Here is a 14,064-nt window from a genome sequence, read left to right on the forward strand (position 1 = left end):
TGTTTCGTTTATTCCTCGGGAATACTTCCGTACGCAGCAATTGCCTCATCTACTGTCATCGTTCCGTTGCCGACAGCATAGATCGCTGCCCTGAACTGTCTTACTGCAGGGTCCAAAAGACCTGTTTCCTTGTCACTAAAGCTCCTCTTATCCGGTATATCTGCGATCGCTGAATAAATCTCGTCAGCTGAAAAATCATCGGTCGGTGTGATCAGTCTCTTAAGTCCTGCCATGTTGTTAAGCTCTTTTCTACTGATCAGAAAACGCATGAACTCATTGGCCATGTCGAGGTTCTTGCTGTTTTTGTTGACAGAGAAGCAGATACTGATCGAATTGATAAAATATCCTCCGTCATCACCTGCAGGCGCAGTAAAGAATTTGTACTTAAAAGGATTTGCAGAAAAGGCGTCAGACTTACTCTCTCTCTTGGCTGTTCCGGAAACCGTGTCGCCTGCAGCGAACATCATCGGCACATCACCCTCAAAGAACCTCATGATAACCTGCTCATATTCATCAGTTATCTCCTCCTGACACTTTGCTACGTCTATGCAGTCTGATTTAACAAATTCATCAAGTCTCTCAAGTGCCGGGCGCATCAGCTCTCCCGAAGACGGTTCGAAATTATTGAGAGCGTTAACCTTATCACTGTTCTGTATCACATTGTACGCATACATCGGATAGACAAAACAATTAAACAGTCCTGATCCGCTGAACCTGTCTGCTCCCATCACGGGAGATTCATATCCTGCGCTCTTAAGCTTCTCACAAACACTCACAAGCTCTTTATAATTTGTCGGAACCTTCAATCCCTCTTTTTCGAAGATATCCATATTTACCAGCATTCCGTATGAAGTCGTGAATATCGGGAGCATAACAACATCCCCTGCATCCGTAGCACGTATCAGGGAGCTTCTGATACAGGAATAATCGATGTCAACCGAGGAATCGGACAAAACCTCGCAGGCATCAAACATATCGTCATACTTTTCATCGCCGATCATCGAGCTTTTGGTCGTAAAGATATCCGGCGGCTCACTGCCCACAAGAGCACTGGAAATAGTGTTATTATAATCATCCAGCGATACATACTGCAGGCTTGCATTGGGATAGTACTCATAAAAGCGCTCAAACTCTGCTTCGAGCGACTCAAAGTTACTGTAGCTTCCGGCAACAGTCAGGGAAAACTCGGTGTCCTTGTCGTACTTTGGCTCAAACGGGGCATCCGCTTTCTTTGCACTGCCACAGCCCTGCAAAAGAAGCATAACAACCATGCTTAAAGAAAATAATGTCCTGAATGTCTTTTTCATAAGCATTCCTCCTGTTCTCTTAATGGTTCAAGTTCCACAGCCAACTGCCTGTATCTTGAAAGCAGTTCCTCAAGTTCTTTTTCCAGCGTCTCCGTGTCATCGCTGTTACCGGCCTTCTCAAGCCTTGCAGCCAGTTCTGAAAGCTCAAGTGCGCCTATCGATCGCGACGCACTCTTCAGCGCATGTATCTTTATCGTAGTATTTTTTATATCTCTTTCAGCCCAGTATTTCTCAATTTCTTCCGCTTTCTTTTCAGCGCTTCCTGCGTACAGCCTGAGAGTTTCGACATAATCCTCGCTATCTCCGCAATACTCAAGGCCTGCATCCACATCAATTTCTTTGATGCCTGCAAGGAACTCCGGAAGCTCAGATTCGTCTTTTTCATCGGCAAAAGAAATCTCGGCGTCATCTTCAACAAGCTTCACCTTGTCCTTTGGAAGATACTGAAGCAGCATCGTTTCAAGCTTCTCGACGTCGATCGGCTTGGTGAGATAATCGTCGAATCCGGCATTTGTGTACATCTCGCGCATACCGGAAATCGCATTGGCGGTAAGACAGATTATCGGAATCTCTCTATTCGGAGTATCCGTTAATGCCTTCATCTCCTTGAGGGTCTCTATACCGTCTTTTTCCGGCATCATATGATCCAGGAAGATTACGTCATAAGGCTCTTTTGCAAAAAGAGCTATACCCTCATCACCACTTTCCGCAGTATCGATCTTAAGCTCAGTCCGCTTAAGCAGATTTACAAACACCATGAGGTTTACAGATGTATCATCAACCACAAGCACCCTTGCCGTAGGTGCCGTGAACTTCTCGCGATAATTGGTCCGCTCACTCAGTGAGCGTCTGAAGGCTTCCTCGAAATCTCCGATGGGCTCCCAATTAGCAACCTTCTGCTCCAGTTCAAAAGAAAATACCGAGCCCTTACCGTATTCACTCTCAACCTCAAGGCGGCTTCCCATCATGTCAAGAAATCTCTGGGTAATGGCCATTCCGAGTCCTGTGCCCTCGATATTCCTGTTCTTCTTTTCATCAATACGCTCAAAGGCGACAAACAATTTATCAAGATCTTCGGGTTTTATGCCTATACCGGTGTCTGCGACGCTGGCACTGATCATGACCGAATCAGGCTTATCCGGAATCTGATGCGCATGCACCGAGAAGGTTATGGATCCCTGATGGGTATACTTTACGGCATTCGAGAGGATATTGATGACAATCTGCTTGATCCTTATCTCATCTCCGTTAAGGGTCGTCGGAATATTCCTGTCTATATCCAGGTTTAATGAAAGGCCTTTATCTTCCGCTTTCTGCTGTATCATGTTCACGAGATCGTTAAGAAGGGAAGCAGGGCTGTAATCCACATTTACCAATTCCATTTTCCCGGCTTCTATCTTGGAGAAATCCAGAATATCATTGATGATACCAAGTAGCGTGCTTCCGGCAGTTCTTATGCTCTCCGAATACATCCTGATACTGTCATCCTTAGAGTCCCTGAGTACCATCTCATTTAATCCCAGTATCGCGTTCATAGGTGTACGGATGTCATGGGACATTGTGGACAGGAAGTACGATTTGGCCTCATTGGCCTGATTCGCCTGCTGTGCAGCCTCTGATAGCTCGCGGTTGTAAATCATCATGACAACGGAATTGAATATCAAAAGAGCCAAGAATCCAAGTGACGCTATTCCCAGGAGCAGCCAGTCAATGGATCGGCTCGCCACGAGGTCTTTTGCCGGAATATAAGCCAGTAGCACCCATGTCGTCATAATCTCAAGAGGTGTGTAAGATAAAATACAATCCTCACCTTTAAAGTTCTTGATCGTCATGGTGCCCGTCCCACCGGCAATCTTCCCTGTCACCTGCCCATATTCTTCGGCTGAAGCCTTATTGTATGACTTGAAGTACTCAAAGAAATTGCTGTTCTTAAAGGACTTGCCACGGACAACGTAATTGCCTTCCTTGTCTATCAGGCTTATCTCGACGTTCTCGTACTCACCTTTAAGGAAAACCAGCTTCTGTTCAAGGCTGCTCAACGGAACAACTCTCATCAGTATGCCGCTTTTCTGCTCACCACTCTCCTTATCAAGGACAGTCACAAAATTATAAAATGCGATGGATTGTACACCGTTCATGGGATTTGTATAGGCTCTTGTAAGTTTGACAGCATCATTGGAATTGCCGGCGCTTTCGATGTTGTCAAAGATATTTATATTCTTGTAGGAAACGTCATAGACATCAGGATCGGATACCTTAGCAGTCGTTGAAATACCTGCTCTTTTCGGACTGTCAAGAAATATAAGGTGTGCCTGGATCTCAGGTGTTGTCTTTGCCCTTCTGATAAAGGATATAGCCTCATCATCAGTCATAGGCGCGCCTTCCTGCGCAGAAAAATTGACATAGTTCGCCCATATATCACAAAGATGCTGCTCATCCTCAAGGTAATTGGCGATGATCTGATTGGTGGTCACGGTCATCTTTTCAAAGGCGATAATTCCATTCTCGTAGCTCTCATCAGCCTTTTCGTTCGCATACCTGACGATGAAGAACAGGATGAATCCCATTATTAAGAGATTTATTGCTATTATCAGGCCTCTTCTCAAACTTCAGCCTCCGGTCTGGCAGTTAAGAATACATGATTATTGTTATCATTATTTTATCACATAATATGCGCCAAACCGATTTGGTTATACTTTTTTAACTTGATTTTTAGCAAAAAAAGTATCATACTCAGTTCTTAGCATCTATAAGATGGAGGTAAACAAATGGATACAATTCAGATATTAAGAGATCTTTTTATAATTATTGTCAGCGCAAAGCTCTTCGGACTGATAGCCAGAAGGCTTCATGCTCCACAGGTTGCCGGTGAGATCATCGCAGGTCTTCTCATAGGGCCAACCCTGTTTAATCTTGTTAATTCCAGTGATTTCCTGTCAGGCATGGCCGAAATCGGTGTAATTCTTCTGATGTTCAGTGCAGGACTGGAAACAGACATCGACAAGCTCAAAAAATCAGGATTAAAGGCAACGATCCTGGCATGCACCGGCGTCGGAGTTCCCCTTGTTCTGGGTACTCTCCTGTACATGGCCTTCTATGGCTTTGCAGCTCCGGGATCAACCGAATTCATAAAAGCACTCTTCATAGGCACTATTCTTACAGCTACTTCCGTGAGCATAACAGTTCAGGTTCTCAAGGAACTTGGAAAAATATCCACAGAAGTCGGAACAACAATCATGAGCGCCGCAATCATAGATGACGTAATAGGAATTGTGGTTCTTACAGCTGTTCTGGGCCTGAAAGATCCCAATGCCAATCTTGCAGCTGTTTGCTTAAAGACTGTGGCTTTCTTTGCGCTTTCGGTTGTTGTCGGAATAATCATATTTAAGATAATGTCAAAAGCGGAAGCAAAATGGCCACATACCAGAAGAATCCCGATCATGGGCCTGGCACTGGCCTTTGCGATGTCTTATGTTGCTGATAAGTACTTCGGCGTAGCGGATATCACCGGCGCATATGTTGCCGGCATTATCCTCAGCTCTCTGGACAACTCTCAGTACATAGACAGAAAGATGGACATAAATTCATATATGATATTTGGGCCTGTATTCTTCGCAAGTGTGGGACTTCAGACAAACCTCAGGTCTGTCGACATGACAATCCTTGCGTTTTCTGCAGCCTTTGTAGTCGTTGGACTCCTCGGAAAGGTTGTAGGCTGCGGAATTGCAGCAAAGCTCCTTAAGTACAACACCTCTGACTCATTAAAGATCGGTGTCGGTATGATGACAAGGGGCGAAGTCGCTCTTATCGTAGCTCAAAGAGGCCTTAAAGCTGATATCGTCGACAGCAGATACTTTACCGCAGTAATTCTTTTGATAATATTGAGCTCTATCCTTACTCCGATATTATTAAAGGCTATATATGCTTCAGATGAAAAATCCGGTACCCCTGCCTGAGGCTTTCAGCCACCCTTGATTTCCTTTAAATAATCTGCCACAGATGCACCTCCGGCTTCTTTACTTCATCAATAGCCTTTACTCGTTCCATATCTCTTTTGCCAGACGGAACACAGCCCAGCCCTTAGGCCAGCCAACATACATGGTGGCATGTGTGATGATTGCCGCGATTTCCTCCTTAGTTACTCCATGCGATTTCGCATTCTGAAGATGATATGAAAGAGATGAATCTGTGATTCCGGAAGCCATAAGTGAAACTACCGTGATGATGCATTTTGTCTTAACATCGATCGCTTCTTCATTCCAGACTTCTCCAAAGAGAACGTCATCATTTAAATGTGCAAACATTGGTGCAAACTCACCAAGTTGATCTCTTCCTGCTGTCTGTACGATTTTCTCACTCATTTTTGTCTTCCTCACTTTCCTATCTTCTGGTCTCCGGTGGACCACACATGTTTCTTGGATGCGTCGGTTCTTTTATTCTGCGCCATAACACCTGCAAGTGAATGAGGCACATATGGCTCTTCGAGGTACTTAAGCTCATCGTCTGTCAGCACCAGATCCACTGCCTTTGCTGCGCCTTCGATGTGATGAAGCTTGGTTGCTCCGCAAACAGGGGCAGTCACCTTTGTAAGGAGCCATGCCAGGGATACTTCCGTCATAGTCACACCATGCCTATCTGCAAGTTCTGCCACACGATTTATGATCACAGCATCCTGTTCTGCTGTAGTATCATATTTAAACTTCGCATAGGTATCCTCGGTTGCGCGCTTTGTGTCACCTTCGCCGGGCTTTCGTGAAAGTCTTCCGCTTGCCAGTGCGCTGTAAGGAGTAAGTGCAATATTCTCTTCTTCACAATACGGAACCATCTCGCGCTCTTCTTCTCTGAAGATAAGATTGTAATGCCCCTGAATTGAAACAAATTTAGCAAAGCCCTCTTTTTCTGCAAGCGCATTAGCCTTGGCAATCTGCCACGCAAAGCAGTTTGAAATGCCGATATATCTTGCCTTACCTGCTTTCACGATGCGGTTTAAACCATCCATTATGTCATAGAGTTCTGTATTCCAATCCCACATGTGATAGATATACAGATCCACGTAGTCCATTCCAAGATTCTGAAGGCTTGTATTTACCATGTTCTCGATATGCTGCTGACCGGTTATTCCTTTTTCAATTTCTTCCGGTGTTCTGGGAAGGAATTTTGTCGCAACAACTACATCTTCACGCTTTGCAAAATCCCTTAGAGCACGGCCGACATACTGCTCGCTGGTTCCGCTCTGATAAGCTATAGCGGTATCATAGAAATTAACGCCCAAATCGAGCCCTCTTTTAATGATCTCTCTGGAATGCTCTTCATCAAGAGTCCAGCTGTGCTGTCCCTTCGTAGCATCTCCAAATCCCATGCAGCCCATGCAGATACGTGATACGTTTAAGTCTGAATTTCCAAGTTTTGTGTATTTCATCGCCACTTACCCTCCTTAGATCTGCTGTTTTATCTCTCTGCATCTCTTTATAAAAGCTTCATCAGACAATTATTGGTCATCTCAAAAACAGACTGATATACATAGTCCACATTTGCCTGTTTCATAGCATCCTTCTGCTTGTCTGTTACTGCAGTGTACGGATAAATGCCAAACATAAACGGGAAAAAGACATATAAGATGTCCCGGATCTCTTTTTCCGACTTCTCAGGGCAGAACTTGGTAAGTATCATTCCCACGTTCTTCAGTGACTGACCGTAAGCCACTTTGAAGGAAATCAGAAGTTCATGCCTGCTGTTTGCCTCCATATCGAAATTGTTCATGGCAAGCAGCTGTGGTCTGTTTGCGAGGGATGATGCAAGCTTCTCAGCGATCTGCTCCTTCGTAAGGCTTTCATTGTCCTGAAGGATAGATTCCAGTTCTTCATTCCACCTCATATACTCACGTTCAAACAGCGCAAGGAATATCTCCTCTTTTGTCTGGAAATAGTTGTATATGGTGGGTCTTGAAAAAGAGGTTTCGCTCCCGATCTCTTTAAGAGTTATATCCTTAAAGCTCATGGTTTGATACAGTTTCTCGCAGGCGTTTATGATTTCTTCTTTTCTTGCTGCGGTTCTTTCAGGGGATCCTTTTGGCATGATTCATGCTCCTATGTTTTTTATTCTGACATCGTGTCAATTTGAATTATATGGTCATTCTGACACCGTGTCAAGATATGATTTGAAAGTTTATTTTCTTTTAATTTCTTTGCAAAATAAAAGAAAGGCCAAAGAATGAATCGATTTTGTTCTCTCGTTCATTCCTTACAACATTTGCCGGTGGTTTCATTACAGAGAGTTTTTATAAAACCACAGAATTCTTTCATTATGGCTGTGTTTATTGAATAGTAGTGCCACTTGCCTTCCTTTCTGTCATTAACAAGACCTGAATCCACCAGTATCTTCATGTGATGAGAAAGAGTATCCTTTCTGCTTGTCTTATGTTTTGACCTTATATAGCATGAAAAATTGTAATATATGCCTTTCAATGACATATTCTCCATTCGAAGGCATACTATTATTCATTTTTTATAACGAAATTGATTGAAGTATGCCTTCTCAAACATTTTTACCTTGATTAGGGCATACTTCGCTCTAAGCAATACCCTTGAAGTGCCATAACGTATGCCCTGGATAATAGATTTTTCTTATCTAGGGCATACTTCGCATTTAAGCGCAATTCTGTAGCTCAGATAAATATGCCCCTGAATGTACTTTTTCCTTGCTAGAGGCATAAATGCATGGCTTAATAGAATACCTATAAGTAACATAGAGTTATATATTGATTGCCTGAATTTAAAAAAGGAAATTTCCACGCATCAGAACAATGAGTGGTGCCACGAATCAGAAGCGTGGTGTGTGGGAACAGCCCCCTGAATCAAGAATACGAGCGCAAGTACTGCCAGGAATACAGACGCGCCTGAAATATCAAGAATACGGGCGCCACGAGGGCGCCCGAAAATTTGCACAAGAAGGTTTTTCAACCATCTACACGAATCCGAGCCAATGCCGGATTCATCAATAATCCATGCAAATCCAGATAAACACTGGATTTGTCAATTATTTAGAACTCTTCAGTGTCGGGAACACGTTTTGGATATTGTCCTTCTTCCGGAATTAAGCGGAATTGAAAGGAACTATTCCTCAAGAAACATTCAATGAATTACTCCCTCAAAGACCACTGAGGGGAACGAAAATATTGTCACTGATGAGGCAACTCCATTTTTTAGTGGTGCTCAGTTACGGCTACCACTATGCTCATTGTTCAGTACCTTTGGACTGCAATTTCCAACTATAGGACATTACATTTTTCAAGGCACATCTTGGAATTGCTATCTACCTATTAATTATACCTCCTGTAATAGTGAGTGTCACTAGTTTTCTGACCACTTCATATACAAATTGAGATGTTCTGCTGTTCCCACTTCGGGAACAACAGCAGTTAAAGAATCAGCTTGCCCTTAAGACTATCCAGGGCTTCTTTCTTCTTTTCTTTATGGCAGTCTGCGTAGATGTTCATCGTAGTTGTGATATCAGAGTGCCCCATAATTGTCTGGATAACCTTCAGGTTAACATCATTCTCGCAGAGCCTGGTGCAAAAAGTGTGACGGAGGTTATGCGCTGAAAAGGTCGGCAAAAGAAGTGGTTCTCTTTCCTCGTACTCAGCCCTATGCTTCTCCTTTTCATTATAACTGTCAGCAGCTCTGTGAATTGCATGATTAACTGCACTAGCAAGATAAACAGTATGCGATGCTGTTGAAAAAACAAAGTCCTTGTAACCATCAATCTCTTCTTCACAAAATCCCAGGCACTTTTGGATCTGGTACTCATCAAGGAACGCATCAAACACTTCATCTACCATAGGAATGATCCTTGTTCCTGCCTTTGTCTTTGGAGTTTCGATTCTCTTCTGGGTATGTCCGTGTTCATCAGGCCTATCCGTCAGTGTGTGATTTACGGATATTGTCCTCTCTTTAAAATTAAGATCATTCCATGTAAGACCGAGGCACTCTCCTATGCGCATACCAGTTCCAAGAAGCACTGTGACGACAGGAACCCACCCTGTATATTCACGATTACTCTTAAGATAATCCATGAATGCTTTCTGCTGTTCTGCAGAAAGAGCTTCTCTCTTTCCAACAACAAAGTACTTACTTGCTTTCACTTCTGCCATGGCGCCATCTGTCGGGTTTGTCCTTATCAGTCCATCTCTCACAGCCATCTGAAAAGCAGGATGTAAAAGACCATGCACATGATCAACAATACTCCCGCTTAACCCATCCTCTTTAAGCATATGAAAATAATAAGTAAGGACATCTGAGTATTTGATATCTACAATCTTGCGTTTTCCAAAAGTATTACTGATATAATGTTTGAAGACAAAAACGTACATCCCCTTTGTCGTCGTCTTAAGATTGTTCTTGTTATCAATGTACTTCTGCACCATATATTTTATAATCATTTAATCTCTATTTTCATATATTTTGACATATATTATGTTATGCTCTATATAGTAATAATATTTTGTGGAGATTTCGTATATGCCTCCTGCAAAAGACAATAGCGCAGAAAGAAAAAAGATCGCGGAGCACGTGGTCAAGCATATCGACGAAGCACTGGAAAAAGGCTGGGTGAAGGTATTCTACCAGCCTGTTATTCGTGCGCTCACAGGGCAGCTGTGCGGTGCCGAGTCTCTGGCAAGATGGATAGATCCCGAATACGGTTTCCTCTATCCCGATGTCTTCATTGGGGCTCTCGAAGAAAGCAAACAGATTCCAAAGCTGGATTGCTGGATTGTAAAAAAAGTCTGCTCCGATATATCAGAGCGTCTTCACAATGGTCTGGACGCCGTTCCGGTGTCGGTCAATTTCTCAAGACTTGATTTTGAAGCTGCTGACATGCTCAAGGTTTTAGAGGATGCAGTGAATGAATATGATATTCCCAGGGACTACATTCATGTTGAGATTACCGAAAGCATGATCGTTTCCGACGCCGAGCTGATGACATCTGTGATCGAGAGCTTTAGAAGCACCGGTTATGAAGTCTGGATGGATGACTTCGGAAGCGGATACTCTTCTCTCACACTGCTTAAGGATTATCATTTCGACACCCTGAAACTGGATATGAAATTCCTCCATTCCTTCACCGACAGGTCCAAGGCCATCATCACTTCAACCGTCACCATGGCCAAAGAAATAGACATCATGACTCTGGCAGAAGGTGTAGAAACAGCAGAACAGGTGGAGTTCCTTAAGAATATCGGTTGTGGCAGACTTCAGGGCTACTTTTATGGCAAACCAATGCCAATTGACGAATTCTTTGAGCACATCAACACATGCGGTATAGATATTGAAAAGAGACAATGGCGTCATTACTATGACGTTGTAAGTTTCAGTGCCAGACGTACTGATGAATCCCTTGCCCTCATCGAAGATGACAACGGAAAATTCAGAACTCTTTTCATGAATGACGTCTACAAACTGCAGATCTTTGAAAAGCCCTATAGCCTGGAAATGATCGATCAGATAGTATTCAACTCAGGCTCTCCTTTGGCTGCAAAGCTCGAAGAATTTGCCCGTAATATGGAACAGTCCAAAAACCTTGAGACCTTCTACTTTACCAGCAACGGAAACATCTTTTGTCTTAAGGGAAAAGAGATTGCTGAGAATGCCGGAAGTCATGTCATCATGAATTCCATACGCAATATATCCTCAGATGATAGTATTACAAAACATAACACCCTTGAATTCAGATTAAAAGAGCTCAATCACATATTTGATTCTGTTGCTCAGATCAATCCGTCCAAAAACTCTATTTATCCGTTGGTTGGTAAATACCGTTATGTTACTGATATAGCAATAGAAAACACAACTCTTGATATACGTATTAACGAATTCAAAGAGAATTTCGTAGCCCTGTCCGATGCCAAGAAATTTGAAGAGTTCTGCGATTGGACTACTCTTAACGACCGCATAAAAGCATCATCAAAGGGCTTTATCGAAAATATATTCAAGATAAAGCAGGAAAATGGAAACTACGAGTTGAAGGTAATCTCCCTCATGCTTATTCCAAGTACCGAGGGAAAAGAATTTCTTTTGTGCACAAAGTCAACTCCCGATGACACAGATTCCATCCTATCAACCAACAAGAATATCTATAATCCGGAAGATTACGGTCTTAAAGATGCTGATTCAGCCATGTATGCAAAGATGTGGGTAAACACTGTCACCACCTCACACTTAAAGTTCTTCTGGAAGGATAAAAACAGAAGATTCCTTGGCGCCAGCAGGTCATTTCTCGATTTCTACGGCTTTACCATTGATGACATCTACGGTAAAGACGACGAAGATATGGGCTGGCATGTGGACGGCAAGATATATAGAGATGATGAGTTGGACGTTCTTTCAAAGGGCGCTATAATTGCGAATGTTCCCGGAAACTGCATTGTCAAGGGCGTTCTTCATAACATTATGTGCTTTAAGTCTCCTATCTATGATGGAACTAAGATTATCGGTCTCATGGGATACTTCATAGATGTTGATGAAGAAATGCAACGAATGGACAGTCTGTTCCAGGTAAAGCGTTTGGACCACGTCACCAGCCTCATGAACGGAAAAGCCTTCATGGATGTCCTTATAGACTATGCCAGCGACTACAATGAAAATGGTACAGACTATGCCCTTATCCTCCTTAGAAACACCAGACATGACAGGGTCATATCCGACTATGGAAAAGAGTTTGCAGATAAAGTCCTTAAGCGCATGAGTGAAGAGATACTCAAAAGCACTGCTGGCAGCATCGTTGCAGCCAGAGTGACAAACTCAGACTTTGCAATGCTGTCCTATACAACCAAGCAGTCTGAACTTGATATGTTAACAGAGAAAATTAAAACCGCAGTTAATTCCATTAAAGAAATTGATGGAAACAAACTGACGCTGAAAGTAAGTATAGCCGCCATAGCCCGTTCTGATAAAGAATCTACCGACGAGAATATGTATCAAAAGCTTCTTGACAGGATTAAAGAACAGGCTTAGCAAAAACCCCCGCCCAGGAGGGTCTATGAACAATAACGGTAAGGCTGAAAAATTCGATTTCCTATGGATTATCCTCTTCCTCATCATCTTCATCAACGGTTTTGAGGCAGGAGGTTATCAGGCGAGCCTTCGAAGCATAGGCCAGAACTATGACCTTTCCGAAACCTCCAAAGGTCTTTTTGCTGCCACGGAACTCTTTGCAACAATGCTTGCTCCTCTTCTTCTCGGAGCATGGGCAGATGCAAACGTAAAAACCAAGTGCATAAGGATACTGCTGATAATTCAGCTACTTGCTTCTATAGGAATTCTTTTGCTCAACATACAAAGTGCATTTGTAATCGGCGTATTCTTCTTAGGGCTCACTACAAGCGCACTTCAGTTCATAACCATAGCTGCCCTTGCAGATACCTATCCCATAAGCGGCAGTAAAAAAATTGGCTTCATGACTTCCATGTATGCCTTAGGAGCCCTGATTGCTCCCCTTGTGGTTGAATACTATCTAAACAAAGGGCTCTCCTGGAAAGTCCTTTTTGGAATTCTGGCAGTGGGAAGTCTCATCTCCTTTGCAGGAATTATGGCCTCCGGCAACGAAAAAAGAGAATTTGTCGCAGTTGAAGGCAGCATGAACGAATCAATAAAAAAGGGAACAGAATTTGTTCTTATCGGAATCCTGCTCCTTTGCGTTATCATGTGCATCTATGTAGGCTTTGAAAACGGCTTTGCATACTTTATCGAAACGCTGTTTGCAGACGTTTTGGATTCAGTCCTTGGCCGCTATGCCCTTTCAGTATTCTGGGCAATGATGATCCCCTCAAGAGTATTTGTGGGTTACTTTGCAAAAAGAGCCAGAATCATCCTCATGACTGCTCTTATAGCAATCCCTATAATAACCGTGATTCTGTCCCTTATGGACAACAGCCTTATCGTATTTATCCTGTGCATTCCTCTGGGATTTGCCAGCGGCGCTATTTATCCCTGTGTCCTTAACATGATGCTTCCTTTCTCAGGTAAAAACTCTGCTCTTGCCACTGGAATGATCACTACAGCAACAGGTATCGGAGGTGTTGTTTTTACTGCCCTTACAGGCTTTAACGCAGAGCATCTGGGAATGAGAATGGCAATAGGAATTCTGGCAGCCTTATATATCTTCTCCATTGCATCTGCAATAATTGCAGGAAAGATGCATAAACAAAACGCCCAGTAGCAGTGTTAGTAATCCATTTTAAGCAATCAGATACAAAAATAGGTACAAATCCCGTCCCTTTAATTTTGTCATAGTGAAAACAAAGATAGAATATCCATAAAGCCCTGTAATACTTAAAGTGACCCTGGTTCCACTGCTTTTTGTTTCGGATAGGATGCCGTATTAGTCCTCCAGCATCCAAAATCCAAAGTTCATAACTACTGCTATAACCATTCCTACGCCTGCAGTAATTATTCGTGTGGTGTATGGGCTGCTATCCCTGAAGAGATAGCAGAGAATCCCTACAGCCACACAGCCCCAGATACCAAGCAGGATTTTCCCAATCTTAAACATATGTTGGAGGATAAAGGCCACAAGGGCAGCAACGCCAAATATAATCCAAGATGTCTTTTCATCTAGGCCCATATTACGGGTCAGAAAGATTGGCACCGCACCTGCCATAAGCGAATTGAGCAGATCAAGCCTGGTTATAAGGACCTTTGCTATTCCAAGTATTATTCCAAGTGGCAGTAAAATTATAGCTAGCATAATGTGATTCTCCCTT

Annotated in this window: 10 protein-coding genes and 1 pseudogene; 3 read left to right on the forward strand and 8 right to left on the reverse strand. The window is 43.0% G+C overall.

From position 1 onward, the window contains the following. Positions 1-8 precede the first annotated feature (8 nt). Positions 9-1,307 carry an ABC transporter substrate-binding protein gene (locus G590_RS0109045; RefSeq protein WP_022765347.1) on the reverse strand — a complete coding sequence of 433 codons (1,299 nt, stop codon included), beginning with the start codon at positions 1,305-1,307 and terminating at the stop codon, positions 9-11. After that, a complete protein-coding gene (locus G590_RS20580) occupies positions 1,304-3,913 on the reverse strand; it encodes an ATP-binding protein (protein WP_022765348.1) in 2,610 nt (869 codons plus the stop codon). Before G590_RS20580 ends, G590_RS0109045 begins: the two co-directional genes overlap by 4 nt. 162 nt (positions 3,914-4,075) lie before the next feature. Between G590_RS20580 and G590_RS0109055 the strand changes: the two genes are divergently transcribed. Further along, positions 4,076-5,263 (forward strand): cation:proton antiporter, encoded by a 1,188-nt coding sequence (locus tag G590_RS0109055; protein ID WP_022765349.1) that lies wholly within the window; start codon positions 4,076-4,078, stop codon positions 5,261-5,263. A gap of 87 nt (positions 5,264-5,350) precedes the next feature. Here the strand turns inward: G590_RS0109055 and G590_RS0109060 are convergent. The 5 genes and pseudogenes from G590_RS0109060 to G590_RS18960 form a co-directional block, all read right to left on the reverse strand. Then, positions 5,351-5,668 (reverse strand): annotated as a pseudogene (locus G590_RS0109060) (carboxymuconolactone decarboxylase family protein); the annotation flags it as partial. 11 nt (positions 5,669-5,679) lie between these two features. Beyond that, a complete protein-coding gene (locus G590_RS0109065) occupies positions 5,680-6,726 on the reverse strand; it encodes an aldo/keto reductase (protein ID WP_022765351.1) in 1,047 nt (348 codons plus the stop codon). A 47-nt stretch (positions 6,727-6,773) separates the two neighbouring features. After that, positions 6,774-7,382: a TetR/AcrR family transcriptional regulator gene (locus tag G590_RS0109070; RefSeq protein WP_022765352.1), complete on the reverse strand. Its 609-nt coding sequence runs from the start codon at positions 7,380-7,382 to the stop codon at positions 6,774-6,776. A gap of 158 nt (positions 7,383-7,540) precedes the next feature. Further along, positions 7,541-7,771, reverse strand: coding sequence for an ArsR/SmtB family transcription factor (locus G590_RS21655; RefSeq protein WP_051142131.1), 231 nt, complete (start codon positions 7,769-7,771; stop codon positions 7,541-7,543). A 953-nt stretch (positions 7,772-8,724) separates the two neighbouring features. After that, complete coding sequence (locus tag G590_RS18960; RefSeq protein WP_022765353.1) at positions 8,725-9,744, reverse strand: tyrosine-type recombinase/integrase; 1,020 nt, start codon at positions 9,742-9,744, stop codon at positions 8,725-8,727. Positions 9,745-9,823: 79 nt separating this feature from the next. Between G590_RS18960 and G590_RS0109090 the strand changes: the two genes are divergently transcribed. Together G590_RS0109090 and G590_RS0109095 are read left to right on the forward strand one after the other, a co-directional pair. Further along, positions 9,824-12,316, forward strand: a complete 2,493-nt coding sequence (locus G590_RS0109090) for an EAL domain-containing protein (protein WP_022765354.1) — start codon at positions 9,824-9,826, stop codon at positions 12,314-12,316. 25 nt (positions 12,317-12,341) lie between these two features. Beyond that, the gene (locus tag G590_RS0109095) at positions 12,342-13,520 is read left to right on the forward strand and encodes an MFS transporter (protein WP_022765355.1); all 1,179 of its coding nucleotides are present in this window, start codon (positions 12,342-12,344) and stop codon (positions 13,518-13,520) included. A 162-nt stretch (positions 13,521-13,682) separates the two neighbouring features. On the opposite strand, the gene G590_RS0109100 is transcribed toward G590_RS0109095, so the two are convergent. Further along, positions 13,683-14,048, reverse strand: a complete 366-nt coding sequence (locus G590_RS0109100; protein WP_022765356.1) for a hypothetical protein — start codon at positions 14,046-14,048, stop codon at positions 13,683-13,685. Between the last annotated feature and the right edge of the window lie 16 nt (positions 14,049-14,064).

Source organism: Butyrivibrio sp. XPD2006 (assembly GCF_000420865.1).
Taxonomy (GTDB): domain Bacteria; phylum Bacillota; class Clostridia; order Lachnospirales; family Lachnospiraceae; genus Butyrivibrio.

Excerpts from the sequence above, each read along its gene's own strand:
- G590_RS0109045 (WP_022765347.1), bottom strand. The coding sequence starts at position 1,307 with ATGAAAAAGACATTCAGGACATTATTTTCTTTAAGCATGGTTGTTATG.
- G590_RS0109055 (WP_022765349.1), top strand. The coding sequence starts at position 4,076 with ATGGATACAATTCAGATATTAAGAGATCTTTTTATAATTATTGTCAGC.
- G590_RS0109065 (WP_022765351.1), bottom strand. The coding sequence starts at position 6,726 with ATGAAATACACAAAACTTGGAAATTCAGACTTAAACGTATCACGTATC.
- G590_RS0109070 (WP_022765352.1), bottom strand. The coding sequence starts at position 7,382 with ATGCCAAAAGGATCCCCTGAAAGAACCGCAGCAAGAAAAGAAGAAATC.
- G590_RS18960 (WP_022765353.1), bottom strand. The coding sequence starts at position 9,744 with ATGATTATAAAATATATGGTGCAGAAGTACATTGATAACAAGAACAAT.
- G590_RS0109090 (WP_022765354.1), top strand. The coding sequence starts at position 9,824 with ATGCCTCCTGCAAAAGACAATAGCGCAGAAAGAAAAAAGATCGCGGAG.
- G590_RS0109095 (WP_022765355.1), top strand. The coding sequence starts at position 12,342 with ATGAACAATAACGGTAAGGCTGAAAAATTCGATTTCCTATGGATTATC.
- G590_RS0109100 (WP_022765356.1), bottom strand. The coding sequence starts at position 14,048 with ATGCTAGCTATAATTTTACTGCCACTTGGAATAATACTTGGAATAGCA.